24 protein-coding genes are annotated in these 22,636 nt (G+C 59.5%); 10 read left to right on the plus strand and 14 right to left on the minus strand.

Annotated features, from left to right (window positions below):
- Positions 1-83 precede the first annotated feature (83 nt).
- The 10 genes from ACMDCR_RS14930 to ACMDCR_RS14975 all read right to left on the minus strand — a co-directional run bounded on the left by ACMDCR_RS14930 (position 84) and on the right by ACMDCR_RS14975 (position 11,272).
- A complete protein-coding gene (locus tag ACMDCR_RS14930; protein WP_413993260.1) occupies positions 84-1,358 on the minus strand; it encodes an extracellular solute-binding protein in 1,275 nt (424 codons plus the stop codon).
- A gap of 114 nt (positions 1,359-1,472) precedes the next feature.
- On the minus strand, positions 1,473-2,366 hold the full coding sequence (locus ACMDCR_RS14935; RefSeq protein ID WP_413993261.1) for a succinylglutamate desuccinylase/aspartoacylase family protein: 894 nt from the start codon (positions 2,364-2,366) through the stop codon (positions 1,473-1,475).
- Between the two features lie 189 nt (positions 2,367-2,555).
- Entirely contained in the window at positions 2,556-3,590 is a 1,035-nt protein-coding gene (locus tag ACMDCR_RS14940) for an alpha/beta fold hydrolase (RefSeq protein WP_413993262.1), read from the minus strand.
- A gap of 200 nt (positions 3,591-3,790) precedes the next feature.
- Positions 3,791-5,059, minus strand: a complete 1,269-nt coding sequence (locus ACMDCR_RS14945; RefSeq protein WP_413993263.1) for an extracellular solute-binding protein — start codon at positions 5,057-5,059, stop codon at positions 3,791-3,793.
- A gap of 28 nt (positions 5,060-5,087) precedes the next feature.
- Positions 5,088-5,924, minus strand: a complete 837-nt coding sequence (locus ACMDCR_RS14950) for a carbohydrate ABC transporter permease (protein WP_413993264.1) — start codon at positions 5,922-5,924, stop codon at positions 5,088-5,090.
- Positions 5,921-6,886 (minus strand): carbohydrate ABC transporter permease, encoded by a 966-nt coding sequence (locus ACMDCR_RS14955; RefSeq protein WP_413993265.1) that lies wholly within the window; start codon positions 6,884-6,886, stop codon positions 5,921-5,923. The genes ACMDCR_RS14950 and ACMDCR_RS14955 overlap by 4 nt, the downstream gene beginning before the upstream one ends.
- Entirely contained in the window at positions 6,874-8,061 is a 1,188-nt protein-coding gene (locus ACMDCR_RS14960; RefSeq protein WP_413993266.1) for an ABC transporter ATP-binding protein, read from the minus strand. Before ACMDCR_RS14960 ends, ACMDCR_RS14955 begins: the two co-directional genes overlap by 13 nt.
- A gap of 141 nt (positions 8,062-8,202) precedes the next feature.
- Positions 8,203-8,685 (minus strand): HIT family protein, encoded by a 483-nt coding sequence (locus tag ACMDCR_RS14965; protein WP_413993267.1) that lies wholly within the window; start codon positions 8,683-8,685, stop codon positions 8,203-8,205.
- Between the two features lie 77 nt (positions 8,686-8,762).
- Positions 8,763-10,031 carry an extracellular solute-binding protein gene (locus ACMDCR_RS14970; protein WP_413993268.1) on the minus strand — a complete coding sequence of 423 codons (1,269 nt, stop codon included), beginning with the start codon at positions 10,029-10,031 and terminating at the stop codon, positions 8,763-8,765.
- 494 nt (positions 10,032-10,525) lie between these two features.
- Complete coding sequence (locus ACMDCR_RS14975) at positions 10,526-11,272, minus strand: GntR family transcriptional regulator (RefSeq protein WP_413993269.1); 747 nt, start codon at positions 11,270-11,272, stop codon at positions 10,526-10,528.
- A gap of 178 nt (positions 11,273-11,450) precedes the next feature.
- Between ACMDCR_RS14975 and ACMDCR_RS14980 the strand changes: the two genes are divergently transcribed.
- The 10 genes from ACMDCR_RS14980 to ACMDCR_RS15025 all read left to right on the plus strand — a co-directional run bounded on the left by ACMDCR_RS14980 (position 11,451) and on the right by ACMDCR_RS15025 (position 19,415).
- Positions 11,451-12,620 carry an alpha-D-ribose 1-methylphosphonate 5-triphosphate diphosphatase gene (locus ACMDCR_RS14980; RefSeq protein WP_413993270.1) on the plus strand — a complete coding sequence of 390 codons (1,170 nt, stop codon included), beginning with the start codon at positions 11,451-11,453 and terminating at the stop codon, positions 12,618-12,620.
- A 4-nt stretch (positions 12,621-12,624) separates the two neighbouring features.
- Positions 12,625-13,098, plus strand: a complete 474-nt coding sequence (gene phnG, locus ACMDCR_RS14985; protein WP_413993271.1) for a phosphonate C-P lyase system protein PhnG — start codon at positions 12,625-12,627, stop codon at positions 13,096-13,098.
- 12 nt (positions 13,099-13,110) lie between these two features.
- Positions 13,111-13,698 (plus strand): phosphonate C-P lyase system protein PhnH, encoded by a 588-nt coding sequence (gene phnH / locus ACMDCR_RS14990; protein WP_413993626.1) that lies wholly within the window; start codon positions 13,111-13,113, stop codon positions 13,696-13,698.
- 2 nt (positions 13,699-13,700) lie between these two features.
- A complete protein-coding gene (locus tag ACMDCR_RS14995) occupies positions 13,701-14,840 on the plus strand; it encodes a carbon-phosphorus lyase complex subunit PhnI (RefSeq protein ID WP_413993627.1) in 1,140 nt (379 codons plus the stop codon).
- 61 nt (positions 14,841-14,901) lie between these two features.
- Positions 14,902-15,693, plus strand: coding sequence for an alpha-D-ribose 1-methylphosphonate 5-phosphate C-P-lyase PhnJ (locus tag ACMDCR_RS15000; RefSeq protein WP_413993628.1), 792 nt, complete (start codon positions 14,902-14,904; stop codon positions 15,691-15,693).
- Positions 15,690-16,469: a phosphonate C-P lyase system protein PhnK gene (gene phnK / locus ACMDCR_RS15005; protein WP_413993272.1), complete on the plus strand. Its 780-nt coding sequence runs from the start codon at positions 15,690-15,692 to the stop codon at positions 16,467-16,469. Before ACMDCR_RS15000 ends, phnK begins: the two co-directional genes overlap by 4 nt.
- Before the next feature lie 15 nt (positions 16,470-16,484).
- Positions 16,485-17,219, plus strand: coding sequence for a phosphonate C-P lyase system protein PhnL (gene phnL / locus ACMDCR_RS15010; RefSeq protein ID WP_413993273.1), 735 nt, complete (start codon positions 16,485-16,487; stop codon positions 17,217-17,219).
- Entirely contained in the window at positions 17,192-17,926 is a 735-nt protein-coding gene (locus ACMDCR_RS15015) for a DUF1045 domain-containing protein (protein ID WP_413993274.1), read from the plus strand. The genes phnL and ACMDCR_RS15015 overlap by 28 nt, the downstream gene beginning before the upstream one ends.
- A gap of 4 nt (positions 17,927-17,930) precedes the next feature.
- A complete protein-coding gene (gene phnN / locus ACMDCR_RS15020) occupies positions 17,931-18,494 on the plus strand; it encodes a phosphonate metabolism protein/1,5-bisphosphokinase (PRPP-forming) PhnN (RefSeq protein WP_413993275.1) in 564 nt (187 codons plus the stop codon).
- A gap of 9 nt (positions 18,495-18,503) precedes the next feature.
- Positions 18,504-19,415: a LysR family transcriptional regulator gene (locus tag ACMDCR_RS15025; protein WP_413993276.1), complete on the plus strand. Its 912-nt coding sequence runs from the start codon at positions 18,504-18,506 to the stop codon at positions 19,413-19,415.
- 3 nt (positions 19,416-19,418) lie between these two features.
- Here the strand turns inward: ACMDCR_RS15025 and ACMDCR_RS15030 are convergent, their stop codons facing one another.
- The 4 genes from ACMDCR_RS15030 to trbF are packed head-to-tail and all read right to left on the minus strand — an operon-like array spanning position 19,419 to position 22,634.
- Positions 19,419-19,664 carry a DUF2274 domain-containing protein gene (locus ACMDCR_RS15030; protein ID WP_413993277.1) on the minus strand — a complete coding sequence of 82 codons (246 nt, stop codon included), beginning with the start codon at positions 19,662-19,664 and terminating at the stop codon, positions 19,419-19,421.
- Positions 19,661-20,875, minus strand: a complete 1,215-nt coding sequence (locus tag ACMDCR_RS15035) for a TrbI/VirB10 family protein (protein WP_413993278.1) — start codon at positions 20,873-20,875, stop codon at positions 19,661-19,663. The genes ACMDCR_RS15030 and ACMDCR_RS15035 overlap by 4 nt, the downstream gene beginning before the upstream one ends.
- Entirely contained in the window at positions 20,872-21,948 is a 1,077-nt protein-coding gene (gene trbG / locus ACMDCR_RS15040; protein ID WP_413993279.1) for a P-type conjugative transfer protein TrbG, read from the minus strand. Before trbG ends, ACMDCR_RS15035 begins: the two co-directional genes overlap by 4 nt.
- On the minus strand, positions 21,945-22,634 hold the full coding sequence (gene trbF, locus ACMDCR_RS15045; RefSeq protein WP_413993280.1) for a conjugal transfer protein TrbF: 690 nt from the start codon (positions 22,632-22,634) through the stop codon (positions 21,945-21,947). The genes trbG and trbF overlap by 4 nt, the downstream gene beginning before the upstream one ends.
- Between the last annotated feature and the right edge of the window lie 2 nt (positions 22,635-22,636).

Below are 22,636 nucleotides of genomic sequence, written 5' to 3' on the forward strand. Positions count from 1 at the left end.
TAAGTGCTTGGTATGCGATTTCACATGTGCCGCCATCGCGGACGTGGGGCGAGCGTGACAGTCGATGCTCGCCAGCCACTACATCAGCCAAGCAATTTTCGTGTTTCGGTTGCCATGCGATCGAGCCCCGCGGCGGGCTCGACGCGGTGAGTAACAACGTCGTGCGAGACGTCCGCCATCATGTCGGCGATCTTTACGGTGTTGTCACTCGGGAACGAGAATTGATCGCCGGTTATCGCGAGACGTTCTACGATCGAACGATGATGCGGGTTGATCTTGAAATATGCGTCAACAAACGCCTGGTCTTTAAGAGCCAACAGGTTGATCGGCATATATCCGGTGTTATTGGCAAGGATCAGTTGGCCCTTTTGCGTAGTGGCGAACTTCATGAACTCCCAAACGACCTTTTGCTTGGCGGGGTCTTTGGTGAACATGAACATGCCGTGGCCTGCACCTGCAAGGCGTCCATTTGGGCTTGAAACTGGAAACTGTCCGACTGCAAGTTCAAAGCGCCCCGCTGCCGCCTTCGCGGTTGATGTCGTCCCGCTGGCGGACTGAACGTGCATCGCGGTCGCGCCGGCCTTAAACGCTTGGCGGGCTTGCTCTTTGGTCATGTCTGTCTTTGTGATCTCACCAAAACGCTCAAGCGTCCGCAGTGCTTGGAGCCCTTCCGATCCGGCAAAGGTAATTTCCGTCCCAGCATCGTTCATCATCCGGCCGCCATACGAGGTAAGCAAATTCTGGAACATCCACGCGTTTGTCCCTGAGTATTCGAGATAACCGCCGTTGACGTTGCCGCCTTTAGCCAAAACCTTAGAGCCAATCTCATGGATTTCATCCCACGTGCTTGGTGGCTGCGCTTGTGACCATCCCGCGTTCCGTAGAAGGTCCATATTGCAATAGACTACGGGAACCGTGGTCCCGTATGGAAGGCAATAGACGCTGCCTGCGACCGTTGTGGCTTCAATTATCGCCTTGGATAGCCCCATAGCCTCGAGATTCTTCGTGTCATTGCCGAAGAACTGATTTAAAGGCTGGGCGATTTTTCTATTCGCCAGGATGCCGGCGTAGGTTAAGGCTTGCCAAGAACCGTCGGGCAACGAGTTCACTATGGAGGCCCGGATCGTGTTGTTCAGGAGGGGATCCCAGTTGTCACCGTCGGCGACGAACTTGATAGCCATGGAGGGGTTGTCGTTTCCGAATTGCGTTGTCAGTTCCGAGAGCAGCGCCTGGTAGGTCGGGTTGCCATGAGAGATCGTGACTGTTGTCTTTTGCGCGGCTCTGAGTACGGCTGGCGTTACAAGCACGGCAGACGAGATCACTCCATTAACAAGAAGCTTTCTGCGCGTAATAATCATATGATTTCTCCGTCAAGGTTCGATTGATTTCGGCATCGGTCATCGTTGCTCCGCAAACCCGGGGCCATAGATTTTCAATGGTTGCCTGTTGGGCCAACCAGCTGCGGGAGCGATCTACGGGTCCACAGGTACCGCAAGTTTGAAAAGGCCATCCCCGATCTCGGTTGCCACCTCCACCCGACCGCAGAGTACAAACCCGGGTTCGGTGAAATAGACAGGGATGGGCTTGGACCAGGGCATTTCGATCGAATGCAGAAGACCGGCTAGTTGATCTTTCACGACATTGTCTCCGACCTTAACCCGTGGCTCAAACAAACCGCCCACCGGCGAGAGAACGGTGGAACTGACCGGCAGTCGGCGCATGAAGGCAACGTCTGGAGCGGCCTCCATAGAGGCGCTACGGAGAACGCCGACGTGATGCAGCAGGCGGGTGAGGCCTCTGTGTGCTTGATCGAGAGTCGATACCTCTACAGTTCCACCACCAATCTCGGCTGAAATATTCATGACCCCGGCACGGTCGCATGCCCCGAGCAGGCTCGAAGAGGTGTAGTCCTCCTCGTCAACGAAGAACGCTACTGGAAGCCCAAGGACCTTGGTGAGTTCGACAACGCGGCGACGCTTGTCGCCACGAATGGCCTCGGAAATCATTGCTGAGGAGAAATAGTTGACGTGCCGGCCACCGCCGTGGATGTCTACGACGAGTTCCGCGCGCGGCATCAGCACCGTTTCGATGAAGTGCGCGATGCGCTCCGTTGCGGTCCCGTTTTCCTTGCCAGGAAATACGGCATTGAGGTTTCCATTGTCAGCGGGGGAAAATCGCCGCCCCACCCTTACCGCTTCCGGATTCGCGGCAGGAAGTACGATCAGTTGCCCGCGGAGGTTTTCGATCTCGACAGTGTCGAGCAATCGTCTTGCGAGGAATTGTCCGTCATACTCGTCGCCATGGCAGCCACCTATAACCACTACACAGGGGCCATCCCCGTTGCGCATGGATATGATCGGTACCATAGAACATCCGAACGGCGATAACTCAGTGGTCCTCTTTACGGTGAGATAGCCCTCGTGACAGCCATCAACATCCAGATCAATGCTCAATCTAAACGATTGGTTCATAAGCTTAAAAACCTTTCGGTATGAAGATAGTTCGAATGTGTAAAGCGGCGTTCCTCACAGCGTCGAGGCGCTGCAAGCGCCGGGTTAATCGTAGGCACCCCCAAGTTTGGCCATTTGCTTGGTCAGCCATTGATAAATATAGCTGGCCACTTCGTCTGAATTTCCATCGCTCATGGGGCAATGGCTGTTGCCAACGATGCCCAGCTTGGGGAGATCGAGCCAGTCCGCGTCCACGCCTGTCTTGAGCAGGGCCTCAAATTCCTGCCCGAGGCGAGCCTGATAGATGGACCAGAATTTGTCCTGCCCCAGATAGTCCCCTGTCACCAACAGGATGGGGCATGATCGCGGAACGGCATCTTCCAAAATCGCTGGGCCAGGCAAGGAGGAAGGCTCTATCGCAACAACGCCCTTGATGAGATCGGGCCGCTTCGCCGCCGTTCTGAAAATGGGGCCGGATGCTGAACTGTGGGCGAACACGATGCAGGGGCCGATGTTCTCAATTAGGTCCTGACTTGCCCGCTGCAGGCTGTCCATGTCGTCGTCCCAGCGCGGGACGACGGCCTTTGCGAATTGGTCGAAAGCAGCGATCGGGAACGCGGTTTCCGCATGGGCCCGAGGCTCAGGCCCCTCGTAAGAGCCCCTTGGTCCGATCCGGAAATGCTCCCACATTTCTCTCTTGCTACGCAAAACGGGATCTGCTCCCTGCGCGGCCTGATGAAGAAACGATGACCGTCCAAGTCCCAGCCTGTCGGTGATACACCCGTCAAAGCCGCGTCGCAGAAAGTGACTGAGCCACCCTTCGCCGCCATCAGGCCGTCCTTCCCAGAGGGCTCCTGTCAACCCACCGCCGTGACAAAACAGGATTGGCCAACGCCATTGCGGTGCGCTCAAGCGGTACAGGCAGGCGTATGTCTGCTTGGCTTGATGCTCGCCATTTGGATCGATCTGGTGCGGGACACCCATGTCCTGCGGAATAGTCGATAAGATCGGCTGCCCTACTACATCTATCCGATCGCCACCAGTATAAAAGCCTCTTATCGATGAAAGAGCAAAGGATGGGCGCGGGGAATGGTCTGGGTCGTTTGTGTAACCGCTCGTCGGATGTGGGTCGCTCTTCATATACTGACATCCCTTCTTGCTAGTATTGGCCACGCATAGCTGATTTCAGGAAATAATTGCTTTGGTCGGCGCGTTTGACCTGAAGACGATCATTGTCAAACGCTCCAAGGCTGGTGTGGACGAGCCTTGGATCGAGTAGGTGGACGCAATCCCGCGGATCGCAGCCCATCGCCTGTATGCAAGCCCGAACTCGTTGGAAGTTACTTCTTGGGAAGGAGCCGGCTCACGTCACGGACCATTTCCGGCATCACCTCCTCAGGAGTGCGTTTCAGGGTCACGACGCTCTGAAGATAGTCTCTGATGACCGTCGTGATCTTCGGCCCGTTCTCGCCTGGATAGATGTTCATGGGCTTGATTCTCGGCAATTCGTCGACTGCCACGATGTAATTCGGCTTGGCCTTGTAGAAGTCGCCCAGAAACTGGGCCGAACTTATTGCCGTGGAGTTCACGGGCGTGAAGCCCGCCTTTGTAACCATGACGGTTTGGGCCTCAGGTCCAACGGCAAACTTCATGAACTCCCATGCGGCCCTCTGCTTGTCCGCGTCTTTGGTCGCCATCACGAACCCACCGCCACCGGATGGAAGCTTGCCGTCCGGAGCCGAATGCGGATACTGCTCCGTGCGCATGTCGAAGTTGTTGGCAGCTCCCTTCGTGAAAATGTTGAGTAGGGAGCTCGATGCGACATAGATCGCAATTTTTCCGGCGACGAATGACTGGCGGGCCTGTTCGGAGGTAATATCGGTCATGCCGGCCTTGCCAAGGCGCTGCAAGATCTCAAGAGCCTGCTTGCCTGCCGCGCTGTCGAAAGCGATCTTGCCATTCTTGTCGAAGACGTCACCGCCGAAATTGTAAATCAATCCGTTGAAAGACCAGTTGTAGCTGTCCGGATAGTATTCCATGAAGATCGGCATGGAGTCCTTGTCCCGGCTGCCGACATTGTTCGCCAGCTGCAAAATGCCGTCCCATGTCGTAGGGAGTTCTTTCAGAACGGGGTCGGCCTTCTGAACGAGTGCCATGTTGAAGTACACGATCAACGACGAAATATTCTCGGGCAGGGCGATGACCGAGCCCTTCCATTTGACGGTGTTCATCGCCGCAGGCGTTAGTCCTACCTCGCTCCACGACTTGTCGTTCGAAATGAAAGTGTCGATCGGAACGGCAACTCCGCGATCGGCGAGAACCTGCATGTCCGGATAACACACCGAGGCAATCACATCCGGAAGGTCGTTCGTTATAGCCGAACGCAAAGTCTGTTGAAGAAGTGTCGGGCAATCAGTCGCGTTGGATTCAAGCTTGATCTTGATGTCGGGATGAATACGCATGAATTCGTTGGCAACCTGTTCTCTCCAGGCTGCGTCGCGGTAAGCGAACGCGTATCCCACGCGAAGGGAAACCGGTTCCGCGCTGGCTGAGACTGCGCTGCCGAATGTGAGTATCGAGGCGATAAGAATTGAAGGGATCTTGCGCACGGTGTTCTCCGAAATCTGCGGTTTGAATTCACTTGACCGCCCCGCCAGTGAGGCCTTCGACGAACCAGCGCTGGGCGGAGAGGAAGGCGACGATGAGGGGGGCGACGACGATGGTGGATGCGGCCATGAGCGGCCCGTAATCATTGCCGGCTTCTTCATTCTTGAAGGCCATGATGCCGAGCGGCGGCGGCATGAGCGACTGGTCACGCACCGCAATCAGCGGCCAGAACAGGCTGTTCCAGTGTCCGACTACGGAGAAGATGGAAAAGGCGATGATGGCGGGCAGCGCCATCGGTACCATGATCTTCCAGACGATGGACAGTTCCGACAGACCGTCCAGACGCGCGGCATGAATGACGTCGTCGGGGATCGTCTTGAAGAACTGCCGGAGCAGGAAGATGCCGAAGGGCGAGACGATGTAAGGGAAGATCAATGCCGCATAGGTGTTGAGGATGCCGATCTGGTAGCCGAGGATGAACAGCGGCAGGGAGAGTACCTCATGCGGCAGGATCAGCGCGATCAACACCATGGCGAAGAGCAGGTTCTTGCCTGGGAAGTCGAGCTTGGCGAGCGCGTAAGCCGCCGGCGCGCAGACGGCAATCTGCAGCACGACGATCATTGTGCAGACGATGATGCCGTTCAGCATGTATTGAGGCAGCGGTGCCTCGGTCAGCGCCTTGGTGTAGTTCTCGATGCCGTAGAACTGCTGCGGCCAGAACGAGAAGGAGGCGCGGAAGATCTCGCCCGGCGGCTTGATCGACAAGGACACCATCCAGACGAAGGGGATGAGGATTAGCGCGCCGGTGGCAAGCAGCGTCGCATGGCGCAGGATGGCCGAAGGTGGCGAGAGACGATGCGTGCTCATTGGTAGTGGACCTTTTTGTCCATGACGCGAGCCTGGATCAGCGTCAGCGCGACAACGATGAAAAGAAAAACGACGGCGACGGCAGCGCCATACCCAGTGCGCAGATACTGGAAGCTTTCCCGGTAGAGCGTGTAGAGCAGCATCTCCGACGCGTGGCCCGGTCCGCCCTGGGTCAGGATCTGCACGGTGTCGAAGGTCTCGAAGGCCTTCAGTGCGACGACGATGAAGACGAACATGGTGACGGGCCCGAGCATCGGCAGGGTGACGGTGCGCAGCCGGTCGAGCCACAGGTCCGCGCCGTCGATATCGGCGGCATCGTAGAGGTCCTGCGGGATCGATTTGAGCCCGGCGAGGAACAACACCATGGCGTAGCCGAGGTTCTGCCAGATGCCGATGATGGCGAGCACGGGCAGAACGGTGTTCTCGTCGCGCAGCCAGTTGGCGGTCGGCAAGCCGAGCATGGCGAGCGTCTGGTTGACCAGACCGATGGTGGGATGCAGCAGCGCTTCCCAGGCAATCGCCATGGCGGTCAGCGTGGCCATGAATGGCAGGAAGTGGATGGCGCGATAGAACGCGCGGCAAGACTTACCGCTTTCGATCAGCAGCGCAATCGCAAGCCCGAGGATGATCGTACCGGGCACGACGATCAGGACATAGAGAATGGTGTTGGCGAAGGAGGCACGGAAGCCCACGTCGGCGAAGACTTCCCTGAAATTGCCGAAACCGACGAAGGACAGAGTGCTGGCGCCGAACTGCCAGTCGGTAAGCGCGATCAGGAAGACCGCAAAGACCGGCAGGAAGAACAGGCAGACGAGCAGCAGCAGAGCCGGTCCGGCCAGAGACCAGGCGGCAAGCGTCTCGGTGATACGCTGCTTGCGCAGCGCCTTGCGGGCACCGGCGGCGTCAAGTGAAGAACCAGTCGAATTGAGCAGAGCTGAAGGCGCGTGGCTCATAGCGCCCATTCCTTCATGCGTAGCACCTTTGCCGAGCCATGGCCGTGCGGCCGCAGACGCCCACCATCGGCGGCAAACAGCAGCACCCGCTCCGGCTTGACGCCCAGATGCAGGGTCTGGCCCGACACGATATGTGGCGCGCGTTCGGCGAGCAGCCGGGCGACAATCGGATGATCGGTTCCGGGCACGTCGAGATGCACGAACAGGTCGGAGCCCATGTGTTCGACCAACCGCACCGAACCGGTTAGCACATCCAGGCCGGCGGCATCGACGAGATGGAAGGCTTCTGGTCGGATGCCAAGCGTCAAGGTCGAACCCAGGGCCTGATCCAGCACGACTTCAGCCGCAACCGAAAAGCTGGTGCCGGCAGCATCGGCCAGTGACCCGTCCAGCAGCTTCGCTTCCAGCATGTTGATCTTGGGCGAACCGATGAACTCTGCCACACGCCTGTCGTCGGGATCGGCATAGATCTCCTGCGGCGGGGCGACCTGCAAGAGCTCGCCGTCGAGCATGACCGCCACCCGATCCGACATGGTCATGGCTTCGGATTGGTCGTGGGTGACGTAGACGAAGGTGACGCCGAGGCGGTCATGCAATTCCTTGATCTCGGCGCGCATCTGCACGCGCAGCTTGGCGTCGAGATTGGAGAGCGGCTCGTCCATCAGGAAGACGGCGGGCTGGCGCACCATGGCGCGCCCCACTGCAACCCGCTGGCGCTGGCCTCCCGATAATTGACCCGGCTTGCGGGCAAGCAGGTGGCCGATGCCAAGCGCCTTGGCGGTGCGCATCACCTCCTTGTCGATCTCTTCGACCGTCTGCCTGGTTCCCGGCAGCCACCGGCCGAGCACCGGCAATCGCTGCCAGGCCGACAGCCGCCGCATGCGCAAGGGCAGCCCCATGTTCTGGGCCACCGTCATATGCGGATAGAGCGCATAGGACTGGAACACCATCGCCACGTCGCGCTTCTTCGGCCGGACGCCATCGACAACGCGGTCACCGATGGAAATCGAGCCGCTGGTCTGCACCTCGAGACCGGCCAGAATCCGCAACAGCGTCGACTTCCCGCAGCCTGATGGCCCCAACAGCGTCAGAAACTCGCCATCCGCGATGTCCAGCGACACGTCACGTAAAACTGATGTCGTGCCAAAGGATTTCGCGACTTTATTGATAGTGATACTACTCATTCTGATGATCCCAGGGTGGTTTGGTGTCTCGTCTGAGCGAAACAAGCATTCCCGGATTGTCGCATCCACACTGGAGCGATGGCGATTTTCCGACCGCCTCGCAATGGTGGCGGTCGGAGCTTTCGCGACTTGCGGTCTGACTTAAACGAACGAGATGGACATCTGATCGCGCTCGGCGATCTTTGCCAAAACGTCACGAAGCTTCTCTTTTACTTCCGAGAACTCTTCCTCACTAAGGAAGTGCGACTCAATCATCTGACGATCTAGTGTCCAGATCGAATCCTCGGGGAGCGGATCGGTGCCGTATCGGGGAACGATGTTCCAGTGAACATGAGCGAACGCGTTGCCAAAGAAAGCCACGTTCATTTTTTTGGCACCGAAGGCTAACTGGACTGCCTCCGTGACCATTGCCATTTCCAGAAGGTGCTTGGTGCGAATATCAATCGGCAGATCGTGCAGTTCACGGGCCTTCCGCTTCGCGGAAAAGAAACAGTAGCCTTTGAAATACTGGCGATTGCGGCTGAGCGTAACAATTCCTGCCTCGAGTTCGGCTACGAAATGGCGCTCGTCTGAATCGTCGATTAATTGGAGGATTTCAGCGCGCGAGTAGGTTTCTTGAACCATGGTCTATGTCTTTCTCTATGAAGGTTGCCAGGCCGTCCTCGCGCCGGGGAGGGGGGAGGACAGCCAATCGTCGATATTCAGGATTTCGGCAGAAGGCTTGTCACGTCGCGAACCATGGCCGGCATGGCTTCTTCAGGCGTCTGTTTGAGCGTCACCACGCCTTGCAGGTAGTCACGGATGACGGTGGTAATCCGCTGGGCATTCGGTTCGGGATAGGTGTTTTGAACCTTGACACGCGGCAATTCCCTGATGGCGGAGAGCGTGTTCGGATTTTCCTTGTAGTAGTCGCCGAGATAGGCGGGATCGTTCACCGCGACCGTATTGACCGGAACGAAACCGGTGGCCTTGACGATCAATGTCTGGGCCTCCGGCCCGGAGGCGAATTTGAGGAATTTCCAGGCGGCCGCGATCTTTGCGGGGTCTCTGGTCGTGATGGCCATGCCGCCCCCGCCGGACGCCAGCTTGCCGTCCTTGGCAGACTGCGGGAACACGCCGGTGCGGATGTCCATCGATGGTCCCGCATTCGCCGTCAGCGTCTTCAATCGCGAGGTAGACGCGAAATAGATACCGATCTTGCCGGATGCGAATGCCTGGCGAGCCTGCTCTGCGGTCATGTCGAGCATGCCCGCTGCGCCGAACCGCTGCATCAGTTTCATGGCGTCTCGTCCAGCCTGTGAATCGAAGCCGATCTTTCCATCTTCGGTGAACACGTCGCCGCCATGGCTGGAGACCAGGCTGTTGAATGACCAATTGCTGGCGTCCGCATAATATTCAAAAAACAGCGGCATCACGTCGGGCTCGGCTTTCCGTAAGTCCGTCGCAATCGAGAGAATGTCATTAAACGACAGATCAAAGTTCGTCAGTTCAGGCCGAACCTTCTTGATGAGGCTCACGTTGAAATAGACAATGCTGGCCGAGATCGACTGTGGGATCGCCACAACATGCCCTTTTACCGTCGTCGGGCCGAGCGAACTCTGCTGGATGCCGACATTTTTCCAGTCGGGATCGCTGGACATGAGCTCGTCGAGCGGTGTCAGGATATTGCGCGCTGTCAGTACCGGCATGTCACCGTAGCAGACCGAGGAGACCATATCGGGCAACGCACCGGTCACGGCGTCTCGGAGCAACTGCTGTAGTAGTGCGGGGCAGTCGGTGGCATTGGCTTCCAAAACGATCTTGATGTCGGGGTTCTGCATCATGAATCGGTCAGCGATCGGTTTCAGGAAGACCGCGTCTCGGCTCGGAAAGGCATGAGTCAAGTGAAGTGTAATTGGTTCGGCGTATGAAGTAGATGCACATGCGACCAAGCCGATGGCGCCCATAATCGACAATAGTGTTCTTTTCATCCTTGAACTCCTCATTGGATAGCTTTGACTCGGAAGCGCCACCGGACATCCTGCGCTTCGAATTTGGAGGAGGCGCGAGAATGCAGCACGTTTTCGTATGACAGGGTGCTTAGGCCGCTCGCATGAAGGAGATCTGACAGGTTCGGACCAAGTGGGCCACTTGTACCTGACTCTCCAAGGAAACGTTCCGGTAAGTCGTTGGGGGGTAGCGGCGAATGATGGGAATTGGCGCAGTGTCCTGGTCTCAATAATGACCGACATCTGAAATATTACTTCGCTTATGCGCTGTCGGAAGCTTGCTTTATTCGTATTCTTTGCAGGCGAGGAGCATGCAACTACCAATGCGGTGTTCTAGCCTCGTCGCTGATATGCGGGCGATTTGCGATTGTTTCAGTGTGAGCGGGTCGCCGGGACATTTCAGGGCAACCGTCTACCAGTCACCTTTCCGTACGTGAAGAAAGTGACGTTGACGGTGCAATGATGTTCAACGTGCGCTATTTGAATTTGACGATCAATTCCATGTATTGTGGTAATATTCGCTGCCTCGACCAGACAATTGGCTGGCCGTCAACGTCAATATTGATGTTCGTCAGGATGGTGACAGGTTGCCCGCGAGATTTCCCGAAAAGCCTTGCGTCAGCGCTGGAAAGTGCAGCGGAGGTGATCGTGGTTTCGAGACGCTGATATCGCGTGACGCCATATTGTTTCCATGCAGAAGTGAAGCTGCCGCTCTCCCTGATGAACTCTTCTATTCCTTCGAAACGCGGAAGAGGAAAGTAGCTTGAGGTCGCAGATATTATAGTGCCCTCGACTACTGTAATCGTGTCTATTTTCTGGGCGAAGTGATGAAGGGTCAAGCGAAGGTTTCTGGCAAGGTCCTTATCCAGGCGAACGCGATCCGAGCCGGCATATTGTCGTTCTCCCACACGATGAATGCTCTCGAGTGTTGCGCTCATCCGTGACGTCGCCCCGATGGTATGCACGACAAGGCGTTCCTTTACGAACGCCCCTTTGCCTTGTTCGACTCTGATGATGTTGCGCTCACGAAGGACCGAGAGCGCACGACGAACTGTATTTCTGTGAACGTCGAACCGAGCGGCGAGCTCGAACTCGCTCGGCAATCGCGCACTCGGCGGCCATCTGCCCTCGTGGATTTCGGCTTCGAGAGCGCGCGCGACAATGCGCCAGAGTGTGGTGGATCCGCGTCGTTCTGACAAACTTGGGCGATCGGGTAATTTCATCGGTCGGCTTCCGCGTTTTGCTCGATGCGTACTCCCATAGCGTACGAGACCCGCTCCGAATTTAACGTTGTAGGTACAAGTTGGATAGATGTCCAAGCATTGTCATCGCTCCGTCTCCTAAGCAGCCGCCGTCACTGTTAAGACCCCGTTAGTTGAAAACAGAGCGGGGCTCCAACCCATGACAGTTATCGAGGTCTGGCCTGACCAGGATCGCCTAAGCGAAAGCGGACATGCCGAAACAATATTAACGAATGCTAGGATCGTCACCGGTTCGGAGTGCTTTAGCGGAACCGTCAGGATCAAGAACGGCATCATCGCCGACATCTCCCGCGGCACGACGGCTGCCGCCAACGCAGTGGATTTCGCCGGCGATTTCCTGATCCCCGGCATCATGGATGTCCACACCGATCATCTGGAAAAACATGTCCTGCCACGGCCTGGGATGACGTGGAACCCGGTGAGCGCGGCAATTGCCTACGATGCTCAGATCATAGCTGCCGGTACGACGACCGTGTTCGACTCCCTGACCGTAGGCGCCGGCGCAAATCCCGAACGGCAGCGTCTCTTGCCGCTTATGCTGGATGGAATTCGAGAAGCACGGGCGCACGGGGCGCTGAGGGGCGAGCATTTTCTTCACCTTCGATGCGATGCGGAGGAACCCGACCTGCTCGGCATCGTGCCGCAATACCTTGATCGCCCGGATGTTCGATTTGTGACGATCATGGATGACGGCCCCCACCGCAACCTTGAGCGCTTCCGCAGCATTCACACCCACAAGGGCCGAAGTGCTGCCGAGATTGAAACCATGATTGCGGCAAAGGGTGCCTCCTCCGATTGCAACCATGTCAACAGGACGCGGCTCCTCGAAATGTGTCGCGAGCGAAACATCGCTTGTGCAAGTCACGACGACACGACCGCAACCCATATCGAGGATGCTGTCGCGGCCGGGTCTAGCATCGCGGAGTTTCCCATTACCATGGAGGCGGCGCGAGCGGCTCGCGCGGCCGGCATGACCGCCATTGTCGGCGCACCAAATATCGTCGCGGGACGATCGCACATCGGCAATGTCTCCGTGCGCGAACTCGCAGAGCATCGCCTCTTCGACATTATTTGCTCCGACTACATCCCGGCAAGCCTGCTGCGAGCGATCTGGTATCTCCCGACGATGCCGAACGGACCGTCGCTTCCTGAAGCGGTGGCCATGGGGACCCTCAATCCGGCACAAACCTTCGGCTTCTCCGACCGAGGCGAAATCGCAATCGGCAAGCGCGCCGATCTCGTACGGGTCTCCGACATTGACGGTCCCATCGTCCGTTCGGTGTGGCGTCGCGGCCAGCGGGTGCTCTGAAGCCATGTCTGTCACGGAAAAACACGACTTTGACCCATCAATGAACCGTAGCCGCGAGGCTTGGCTGACGACGTTCGCCAAAGCGCCGCTTTCGGAAATCGAACGTCATTGGGCAACGATCTCTCCTCCCAAATTCGAATGGGTCCGCCGCCCCGAAGTGGGAATGATCATGCTGAGGGGGCGGATCGCAAAGAGAAATGCGCCGTTCAATGTTGGCGAAGCAACGATCGCCAGATGCACGGTGCAGATTGAGAGCGGGGAAATCGGCGTCGCCTATGTGCTCGGAAGGAGCAAAAGGCATGCGGCGTTGGCGGCATTGCTTGATGCGCTCATGCAGAGGGAAACGCTGAATGGGGCCGCGACGGTCACGTCGATCGTGGACGCCCTCGATGAACGCATCCGGAAAACGGAAGCCCAGGTCGAGAGCGAGACCTACTCTAGCAAGGTCGATTTCTTCATGTACGGACAGGGGGGCTGACCACGAATGACTATGCGATCTTTAGCACGACAATTCGAAGACCCCATCCATGACGCCCAACTGGCGTTCCGTCAGCTTCTGACGGCGCTTTCCCGCCCTGGGACAGCCGTGTTGCTCCGTCAGCCGGCAGGCTCGCCCGTTCCATTGAACGGCACGATGACGGCGATCGCCTTGACCCTTGTCGACGGGGACTGCCCGTCATGGCTGAGCCGATCGATCGCGACCGACGATGTGCGCGATTACCTCCATCTTCACACCAATGCTCTGCTGACAGCCGAGCCGGAGGCCGCGAACCTGGCCTTCGTCGGGGATCCGGTGGACCTTCCGCCGCTCTCGCGCTTCAACCCCGGCGAAGCCGCGTCACCAGATAAGGCAACGACTGTGGTCATCCGCCTGCCTTCGCTGACGGGCGGCCGGACAGTAACGTTGAGCGGGCCGGGGATAGAGACAAGCGCGGCTATTGCGCCAGCCGGCCTGCCCGACTGGTTTTGGCCGGACTGGGAGAAGAACGCTGCCAGGTATCCGCTTGGCGTGGACGTCTTCCTGACCGATGACACGCATGTCATCGGACTTCCCAGATCAACAAGGGCTGAATGGTGATGATGATTACCTCCATCAAGGGCGGTGAGGCGGCGATCGCCGCTTCACACAAGCTCATTTCGAAACGCCGGCGCGGCGATGCGACGGTTGCCGAACTCACTGTTGAGCAGATCAGCCAGCAGATGTCCTTGGCCGTCGATCGCGTGATGAGCGAGGGCTCGCTTTACGATACGACCCTGGCGGCGCTGGCGATCAAGCAATCCGAAGGCGACATCATCGAAGCTATCGCGCTTGTCCGATCGTTCCGCACCACACTGAACCGATTTGGGTATGCCGAACCCGTCGACACCTCAAAGATGTTGGTCCGCAGAAGGATCGCCACGACCCACAAGGACGTTCCGGGTGGTCAGTTCCTCGGGCCCACATACGATTATACGCACCGTATCCTCGACTTCTCCCTCTTGAATGGGGCAAGCGAAGCGCCGACCGGCCCCACCATGAGCACCGAAGAGGAACTCTCCAGTCTGCGCGCGTTGGACGAGGAGGGAGGCATCCTCGCACGGTCGGACATTATCGAAGGCGTCGAGAAAACCGCGTCCCACAATGTCAATGACGTAACGAGGGAACCGATCGCCTTTCCGTCGAAGAGGGACGAACGTTTGCAGACGCTGACCCGTGGTGACGAAGGGTTTCTCGTCGCACTCTGCTATTCGAGCATGCGCGGGTACGGACGAAACCATCCTTTTGTAGCAGAGCTGCGCTACGGCGATGCCGAAGTGTGTTTCGATATCCCTGAAATCGGTTTGACGGTCGGGGTCGGCACGGTGCGTCTGTCGGAATGCCAGACCATCCATTTGACACCCGGCGACGGTTCCCGTGTTCCGCAGTTCACGCGCGGCTACGGGCTCGTATTGGGTCAGGGCGAGCGGAAGGCGATCGCCATGGCTATTCTCGATCGCTCGCTCAGAAGTGACGAGTTTGGCGAGGACGCCGAATACCCTGCGCAGAACGAAGAGTTCGTTTTGTCCCATGCCGACAGTGTCGCGAGCTCAGGTCTGGTCCAGCATCTGAAGCTGCCGCACTACGTCGATTTTCAGGCGACCATGCAACTTCTCGACCAGATGCGCGACGAACACGCGAAAAGGCAGCCGCAGAGCTTTGTCAACGCTGGCCTCAACGAGGAGAACGACTTTGCAGACTGATATTATCCTCGACGAAGACGATGGCTACAACTTCGCTTATCTCGACGAGTCTACCAAACGGATGATCCGGCGGGCAATCCTCAAGGCGGTCGCCGTTCCCGGCTATCAGGTGCCCTTCGGCAGCCGTGAGATGCCGCTGCCGCCCGGTTGGGGAACTGGAGGGATGCAGGTTACCGCGAGCATCATCGGTTCGGATGATCGGCTAAAGGTGATCGATCAGGGCGCCGATGACACTGCGAATGCCGTGTCTATCCGCCAATTCTTCAGCCAGGTTTCCGACGTCGTCACGACAGAGCGGACGACGGAGGCCACCGTCATCCAGACCCGACATCGAATTCCGGAGGATTCGCTCACCGAAGATCAGATCATCGTTTTTCAGGTGCCGAACCCTGATCCTCTCCGGCGGCTGGTGGCCCAGGAAGCTGTGACGAAGAAAATGCATACCTTCGCGCGTTACGGGGCCATGTATGTGCAGCTTTACGAGGACATCGCTCGCCATGGCGGGGTGTCGATCGTCACCGACTACCCGGTGATGGTCAACGGTCGCTACCTGGCGTCCCCTTCGCCAATCCCGAAATTCGACAATCCAAAGCTCAATCGAAGCCGAGCGTTGGCGCTGTTCGGAGCGGGGCGCGAGCGAAGAATCCATGCCATACCGCCTTTTACGGATGTGAAGAGCCTGGATTTTGCCGACCACCCGTTCACCGTCCAGCGGTGGAGTGAATGTTGCTCGCTCTGTGGAGCGGCGGGCAGCTACCTCGACGAAGTCTTGCTGGATGACAACGGCACACGCGCTTTTGTCTGTTCCGACACGTCCTATTGCACGGACAGGCGCGAAAGGAATGAGCAATGAAGCAGCGATCTACACAGGTCCTGAAAGTGGACTCGGTTCGCAAGGACTACGGAGCCATGACGGCCTGCTGCGACGTTTCACTGTCGCTTCGCAGAGGCGAGGTGCTCGGGGTTGTCGGCGAGAGTGGCTCCGGAAAATCCACCCTTCTCAAGTGTTTGGCCGGCGCTGAGCGACCGAGTTCCGGTACCATCCATATTTCCAGCGAGGGCGAGATGGTCGACCTGTGGGCCATGGACGAGGCGCTGCGCGAACAGTTTCTCCCGTCTGCTATTTCGCTCATCCACCAGAACCCGAGAGACGGCATCCGGCTTAACGTCAGTGCCGGCGGCAACATTGCGGAACCATTGTTGGTAAATGGCGAACGATATTACGGCACCCTGCGCGACACCTCTCTTGAATGGCTGGAGCGGGTCAACATCGATGCCGACCGTATCGAGGACCTACCGAGGACTTTTTCCGGCGGGATGCAGCAACGTCTTCAGATCGCCCGGGGATTGGCGACGCATCCGCGGCTGGTCTTGATGGACGAGCCGACGGGCGGGCTCGACGTCTCGGTCCAGGCAAAGCTTTTAGATCTCATTCGCAAGCTGGTGCGCGAAATGGGCATCGCCGCGATCGTGGTGACACACGATATCGGCGTGGCGCGGCTTCTGGCGGATCGCCTGATGGTCATGCAAAGGGGCCGTGTGATCGAGGAGGGGCTGACCGACCAGGTCCTCGACGATCCCCATCATCCCTATACGCAGCTTCTCGTCTCATCCGTCCTGCAAGCCTGAAAGGAGAACCAAACAATGGCTACACGCATCAGCGCGCGCGGATTGTCGAAGACCTTCACACTTCATACCCAGGGCGGAACCGTGCTTCCGGTGTTCGCTGATATCTCTCTGGATGTCGGAGCGGGAGAATGCGTTTGCCTGCATGGCTCGTCCGGCGCGGGCAAGTCGACGCTTCTGCGTTCACTCTACGCCAACTACAAGCTCGATTCCGGCGAAATCATCCTTCACCACGATGGTGGATCAGTCGATTTGGCCAAGGCGGAGCCATGGGAAGTAATCGAACTAAGGCGCTCCACCGTCGGCTATGTCAGCCAGTTCCTCCGGGTTATCCCACGCGTGCCCACCCTGGATGTCGTCGCTGAGCCGGCGATCGCAATCGGCATGTGTGTCGAGGAGGCGCATGGCAAAGCTGCTGGCCTGCTGACCCGCCTGCGCATACCAGAACGCCTCTGGTCTCTTGCGCCGGCGACCTTCTCAGGCGGTGAGCAGCAGCGTGTCAACATCGCGCGCGGCTTTGTCGTCGACTATCCGATTTTGCTGCTGGACGAGCCGACAGCATCGCTTGACGCCGCAAACCGAGCAACCGTCATCGCGCTGATCGATGAGGCCAAGGCGCGCGGCTCCGCAGTGGTGGGGATTTTCCACGATGAGGAAGTCCGTGAAGCGGTTGCCGACGTGCTGTTCGAGGTCGGGAAAGCACCGGTGAGCGACGCGCTGCCTCAGTGGATGGAGCGGAAGGTCGCTGTCTGATGCCGGAAACACTCACTTCCCGCTATGCGATCTATTATACGCCGGCGCCAGAACACCCATTGACGGTGGCGGCTAGGACGTGGCTCGGGCGGGATGCTTTCGCGCCGGGAACCAGCACAGCCGCCGCCAATGAGGCCGCATTCATATCCGAACCGCGTCGATATGGGTTCCACGCGACCATCAAAGCACCGTTTCGCCTCAAGGAAGGAGCTTCCGTCGAAGCTCTCGAGAGGGCCTTGCGTGGCTTTGCTGCAAAGACGCAAGCCTGCCCGATCGGGCCGATGCGGATTGACCTCATCGGCGGCTTCTTCGCTCTCGTTCCGGCCCACCCTTTGCCCACCCTACGGGGTTTTGCTTCCCGCCTCGTCGAGGAGTTCGACCACTTCCGCGCACCGATGGACGGAGACGATCTCAAGCGGCGGATGAACAGTGAACTCGACGAGGTCGAGATGACCAACCTCGTTACATGGGGCTACCCTTACGTCTCGGACCGGTTCCGCTTCCATATGACCTTGACCAACCGCATCCCGGAAGAAGGGCGAGCAGCAATGCGGGGCCGCCTTGAATCGATCTTCCAGCCGTATCTGTCCGAAGACTATCATATCGATGCCCTGTCTTTGTTCGTGCAGGAGCATCGCAATGCCGATTTCGTCGTCCGATCGCAGTTCGCGCTGAAGACCGGCGCGATCCTCAAGGCGGCGGTGTGATCTCATGGAAGTTTGCGGCCGGCTCGTCCTCGTCGTAGGCCCCAGTGGCGTGGGGAAGGACACCCTGATCGACTATGCGCGCGACCGGCTTCGGGCTGATCCGCGCTTTCATTTCGTGCGTCGTATCATCAGCCGGCCGGCAGGTGCCGGCGAGGACCACGAACCCGTCGACCGGCTCGAGTTCGATCAACGTGCTCTCGAAGGTCGATTTGCCCTTCAATGGCAGGCGCATGGCCTCTCCTACGGCATCCGTTCCGAGATCGATGGCTGGCTGGAACGCGGCGACGTCGTGGTGGCCAACGGCTCGCGCGCCGTTCTGTCGGACGCCCGGCGGCGCTATCCGCAGCTGCTCGTGGTCAACGTCACCGCGCCAATGGAGGTGTTGGCGAAGCGCCTGGTCGAACGCGGACGCGAAAGCCTGGAAAGTGTCCGGCAGCGTTTGCTCCGAGGCGATCAACACCCGGTCGACGGTCCCGATGTCGTCCATATCGACAATTCTGGCCTGCCGGAGATTGCGGCAGAACGCTTTCTTGCCGTGCTCACCGCGCAAGTCGGCGAGAACGCATGAGGTGCGCCCGTGGCCAAGGCGCATCGCTCTTCTATCGAATTTCGTCATCTGCGCTATTTCCTGGCCGCGGCGGAGCAGGGAAGCTTTCGCAAGGCGGGGCGTGCGCTGGGCGTTCAGGTATCGACCATCAGCCGACGCATCGGTGATCTTGAGGACAATCTCGGCGCATCGCTGTTTCACAGGCACAGCGCCGGCGCCCGTCTGACCTTCGCCGGACAAAGGTTCCTCCAGCGCGCCCGCGAGATTGACCGTCAGATCGGCGAGAGTGGCGACGATATCGCAATGATCGGCCGGGCGGAAATGGGCGTGGTGAGGATCGGGATCTTCTCCTCGCTCTCGTCAGGGTTTTTGCCGGATTTGCTGCGCCAATATGACCAGTCCCATGCCGCGGTGCAGATGGAGCTCGTTGACGGCAATCCGGCCGATCATGTTTCCGCGATCCGCCAGCTCGAACTCGATATCGCCTTCGTGACCGGAACCCGGGACTGGCCCGATTGCGACAGCGAGCATTTCTGGTCGGAACGGGTCTTCGCGGTGCTCCCGGAAGCCCATCCACTATCGAGGAAAACAGCACTGACCTGGCACGACCTTGCCGGTGAGATGTTTATCGTCAGTGACGTCCCGCCCGGTCAGGAAATTCATGACTATCTGGTCCAGCGGCTTGCGACGCTTGGCCACCACCCGAATATCCAATCGCAACAAGTCGACCGTCACAATCTCCTGTCGCTCGTTGCAATAGGGCGTGGTCTGACCGTGACCAGCGAAGCGACGATTGCCACGCAGGTTCCGGATATCTGCTACCGCCCGATCAAGGGTGAAGTGCTGCCGTTCAGCGCGGTCTGGTCACCGAAGAACGACAATCCAGCACTGCGCCGACTGCTCAGTCTTGCGAAAACGCTGGCGAGAGCATCACCGCCATAAACGTTAGCCTGGTTGGCACGGCTCGATCCTGCCAGGTTTTGCCCGGCGGGCTTTGGCAAAGCCCCGATCGGTCGCGACGAATCGCTCCAGCATCGGCACGATCAGCCGCACCGGCTCAATGGGAGCCGTGCCTGGGTCGGCCAATAGCTCGCCATAAATCTTGAGGTCCGTGTGAAGGGACGCCGGAAGCTCCAGAGTCACTTTCACGGGCTTTTCGTCGGCGATCGGGCCGAGCTTCAGCTTGGTCATTGCGTCGCTCCATATTTTTCGAGGACGAGATCGCGCGTGACAATCACACGCACCGGGAAACCGGGCCGGATCGTCAGCGTCGGCGCGATGTTGAGTTGTCGCCGAACAATTTGCTGGCCGGCATCGTTGGTCGTGTCCTGCGCGCCATTGCGGATGGCGTTGATCAGGCGATCATTGTTATCGGCGGCAAGCTCGGCGCCGACGCTGAGCAGTGTCGAGAGGCCGGCGGCTTTGGCGAGATCCCACCAGTGGTAGTCGACACCGTCCTCCACACCGGCATAGCCTTCGGCATCGGCGCCAGGCTGGCGCTCGAGCACGATGGAGCGCCCGTTCGGGAAGATCAGCCTGTTCCAGACGAGCAGGATCCGGCGCTGCCCGAAGCCGACATCATTGCTGTACTGGCCGATGATGCGCGTGCCCTGGGGCACGAGCAGGAAGCGGCCGGTCGGACTGTCATAGAGGTTTTCGGTGACCTGCGCCGTGATCTGGCCCGGAAGGTCGGATCGAATGCCGGTGATGAGGGCGGCCGAGATGATCGCGCCTGCCTGCAGCACATAGGGCGAAGCGGGCGCCGCGACACGGTCGGGCGACACCGTGCGCTTGTCTGGCGCCGCATTGAGGAAGGCGTTGTGCCTCTCGACAGCTGTCGGCGTCGATGGCTGAACGCCGAGGCCGAGCGCGGCGAGATCCGGCACGGGTTGAGCTGCGGGCGCTGTCTGCGCAGCGGCGGGCGTACCGCTCGTCGCTGGCCGCGTTTCCGTTGGGGCAAAGAGCTTCGCCGTGCGCGCGGATTCGAGCTCCTGCAGGCGGCGTTGCTCCTCGGCGCTCAAGCCCGGATTGGGTGTCGCGATCCCAGGTGGTGGGAGAGCATTCTGGGCATTGAGGATGGGGCGGCCGAGATCGCCGGGCAGGGGCGGGCCGAGGACCGGGCCGGTGTAGTCCTTCGGCAAGCCGGCGAGGCCGTCCGCCGTGGCGCGGTTGTCGGTCGAGATTAGCTCCTCGGGCTTGCCGGCGTCGCGCGTCTGCAAGGCATAGATCAGAGCGCCGCCGAGACCGATGCCGGCGACCAGGCCAAGCCCAGTGAGCACCTTGCGCGACAACCGCGTGACACGGGGCGGCTCGGGGCGAAGCCGCATCGCGGGTTCGCCGGTGAGCGGCAGAGCGCCGTCTTCGGACGCGTTCTTCTCCTTTCCGGCATCACTCCCGCTCATGACGCTGGCCTTCCGTCGGTGCGGACGATGCGCACGCGCTTCTGGCGGTCACTGGAGCCGAAGCGCAGCTCGGCCGCGGCGAAGAGCCGGTCGACGATCATGTGATGGCCGCGCACACGATAGTTCACGAGTTCGGAGGTTTTACCCTCGGGGCCAACCACGAAGAGTGGCGGCATTTCGCCCTGGCCGATGCCGCGCGGGAATTCGATAAATACCTGGCGTCCGTCGTCGAAGGCGCGTAGCGGCCGCCACGGCGCGCGATCACCGTCGATTGCATAGCGGAAATTGACATTGGCGAGGTCGACGCCGGATGAGACGGGCTGAACGGCCTCAGCCTGCGCGTTCTGGCGGCGCAGCGCGATGAGCTGATCCTGCGGATACTGCCAGGAGACCGAGGCCATGTAGGTGCGCTCCGTCGAGCGCAGCTCCATGTAATAGGTGCGGACGTTCGTATTGATGACGAGATTGGTTGTGAGTTCCGGCCGTGTCGGCTTCACCAGGATGTGGATCTGCTTCGTCGCGCCGGTGCCGCTCTCGGTGTCGCCGATGATCCAGCGTACCGTGTCACCCGCCGCGACCGGGCCGGAGCCGACAAGCTGCTCGCCGGGCTGGAGCGCGATGTCGGTGATCTGCCCGACTGCGGTATAGACCTGATAGAGCGCCCCTTGCGTGAAGGGATAGACCTGCATCGAGTTGATGAAACCGTTGCGCACAGGCTGCACACGCGCGGCGGCATTGGCCTGATTGACGCGGGCGGCGGGATCGTTGGCCTCCGCTGCCTGACGGGATCGCTCGACTGGCTTCATCTGACCCGGTAGCGGCAGCGGTTTCGGCAGCTCAACGACGCGCACTGGCATCGGCGGATCGATGGTCTGCACGGCCGGTGCCGCATTGTCGTATTCGATGTCCGGCGGCGGGTTCGTCGTCGCGCAGCCTGCCAATGCCGAGGTGGCAAGCAGGAGAAGCGGAAATGAGGCTTTGCGGAAAACCGCCTTTGCGGCGATCCGTGAATGTACAATCTCGATGAAACGGTTCGCCGGGTTTCCGGCGGTCAGGCTAGACGGCCGGATCATTGACCAAGCTCCTTCGACCAGTTGATGGCGTTGACGTAGATTCCGAGCGGATTGGCGCGGAGTTTTTCGGCGTCGCGCGGGACCTGCACGACGACGGTGAGAATGGCGGTCCAGCGCGAGGTCTCGGCCAGCGAGCCGTCCTGATAGCGCCGTTCCGTCCAGGCGACGCGGAAGCTCGTCGGCGAGGCACGGATGACGCTGGAGACATCGACGGCGATCTGCTGCTTGCCGACCGTCGCGAAGGGATCGTTGGCGCGGGCATAGTCGTTGAGCGCCATGGCGCCAGCCGCCGTCGTGAACTCGTAGGCGCGCAGCCAGTTCTGCCGGACGATGATCGCGTCGGCGGGGATCGCGCGGACCTGTTCGATGAAGCGGGCGAGATGCCAGGCGACCTGCGGATCGGTCGGCTGGTAATCGGCGACGGCAGGTGCGATCGCTTGCGCTTGTCCGAGCCGATCGATCTGCACGACCCAGGGAACGACGGTGCCGCGCGCCGATTGCCAGACGAGGGCGGAAGCGAAGCCGGCAGACAGGATCAGGCTGCCGAAGGCCATATAGCGCCAGTTCTTCGCCTGCACGCGGGCCGAGCCGATCCGCTCGTCCCAGGCCTGGGCGGCGCGCTGATAAGGTGTCTCCGGTTCGGGCGTCTTGCCGTAATGGGTTGTCGGTCGTCGAAAGATGTTCATGG

Origin of the sequence: Labrys okinawensis (genome assembly GCF_047345005.1) — a bacterium.
Lineage (GTDB): Bacteria > Pseudomonadota > Alphaproteobacteria > Rhizobiales > Labraceae > Labrys > Labrys okinawensis.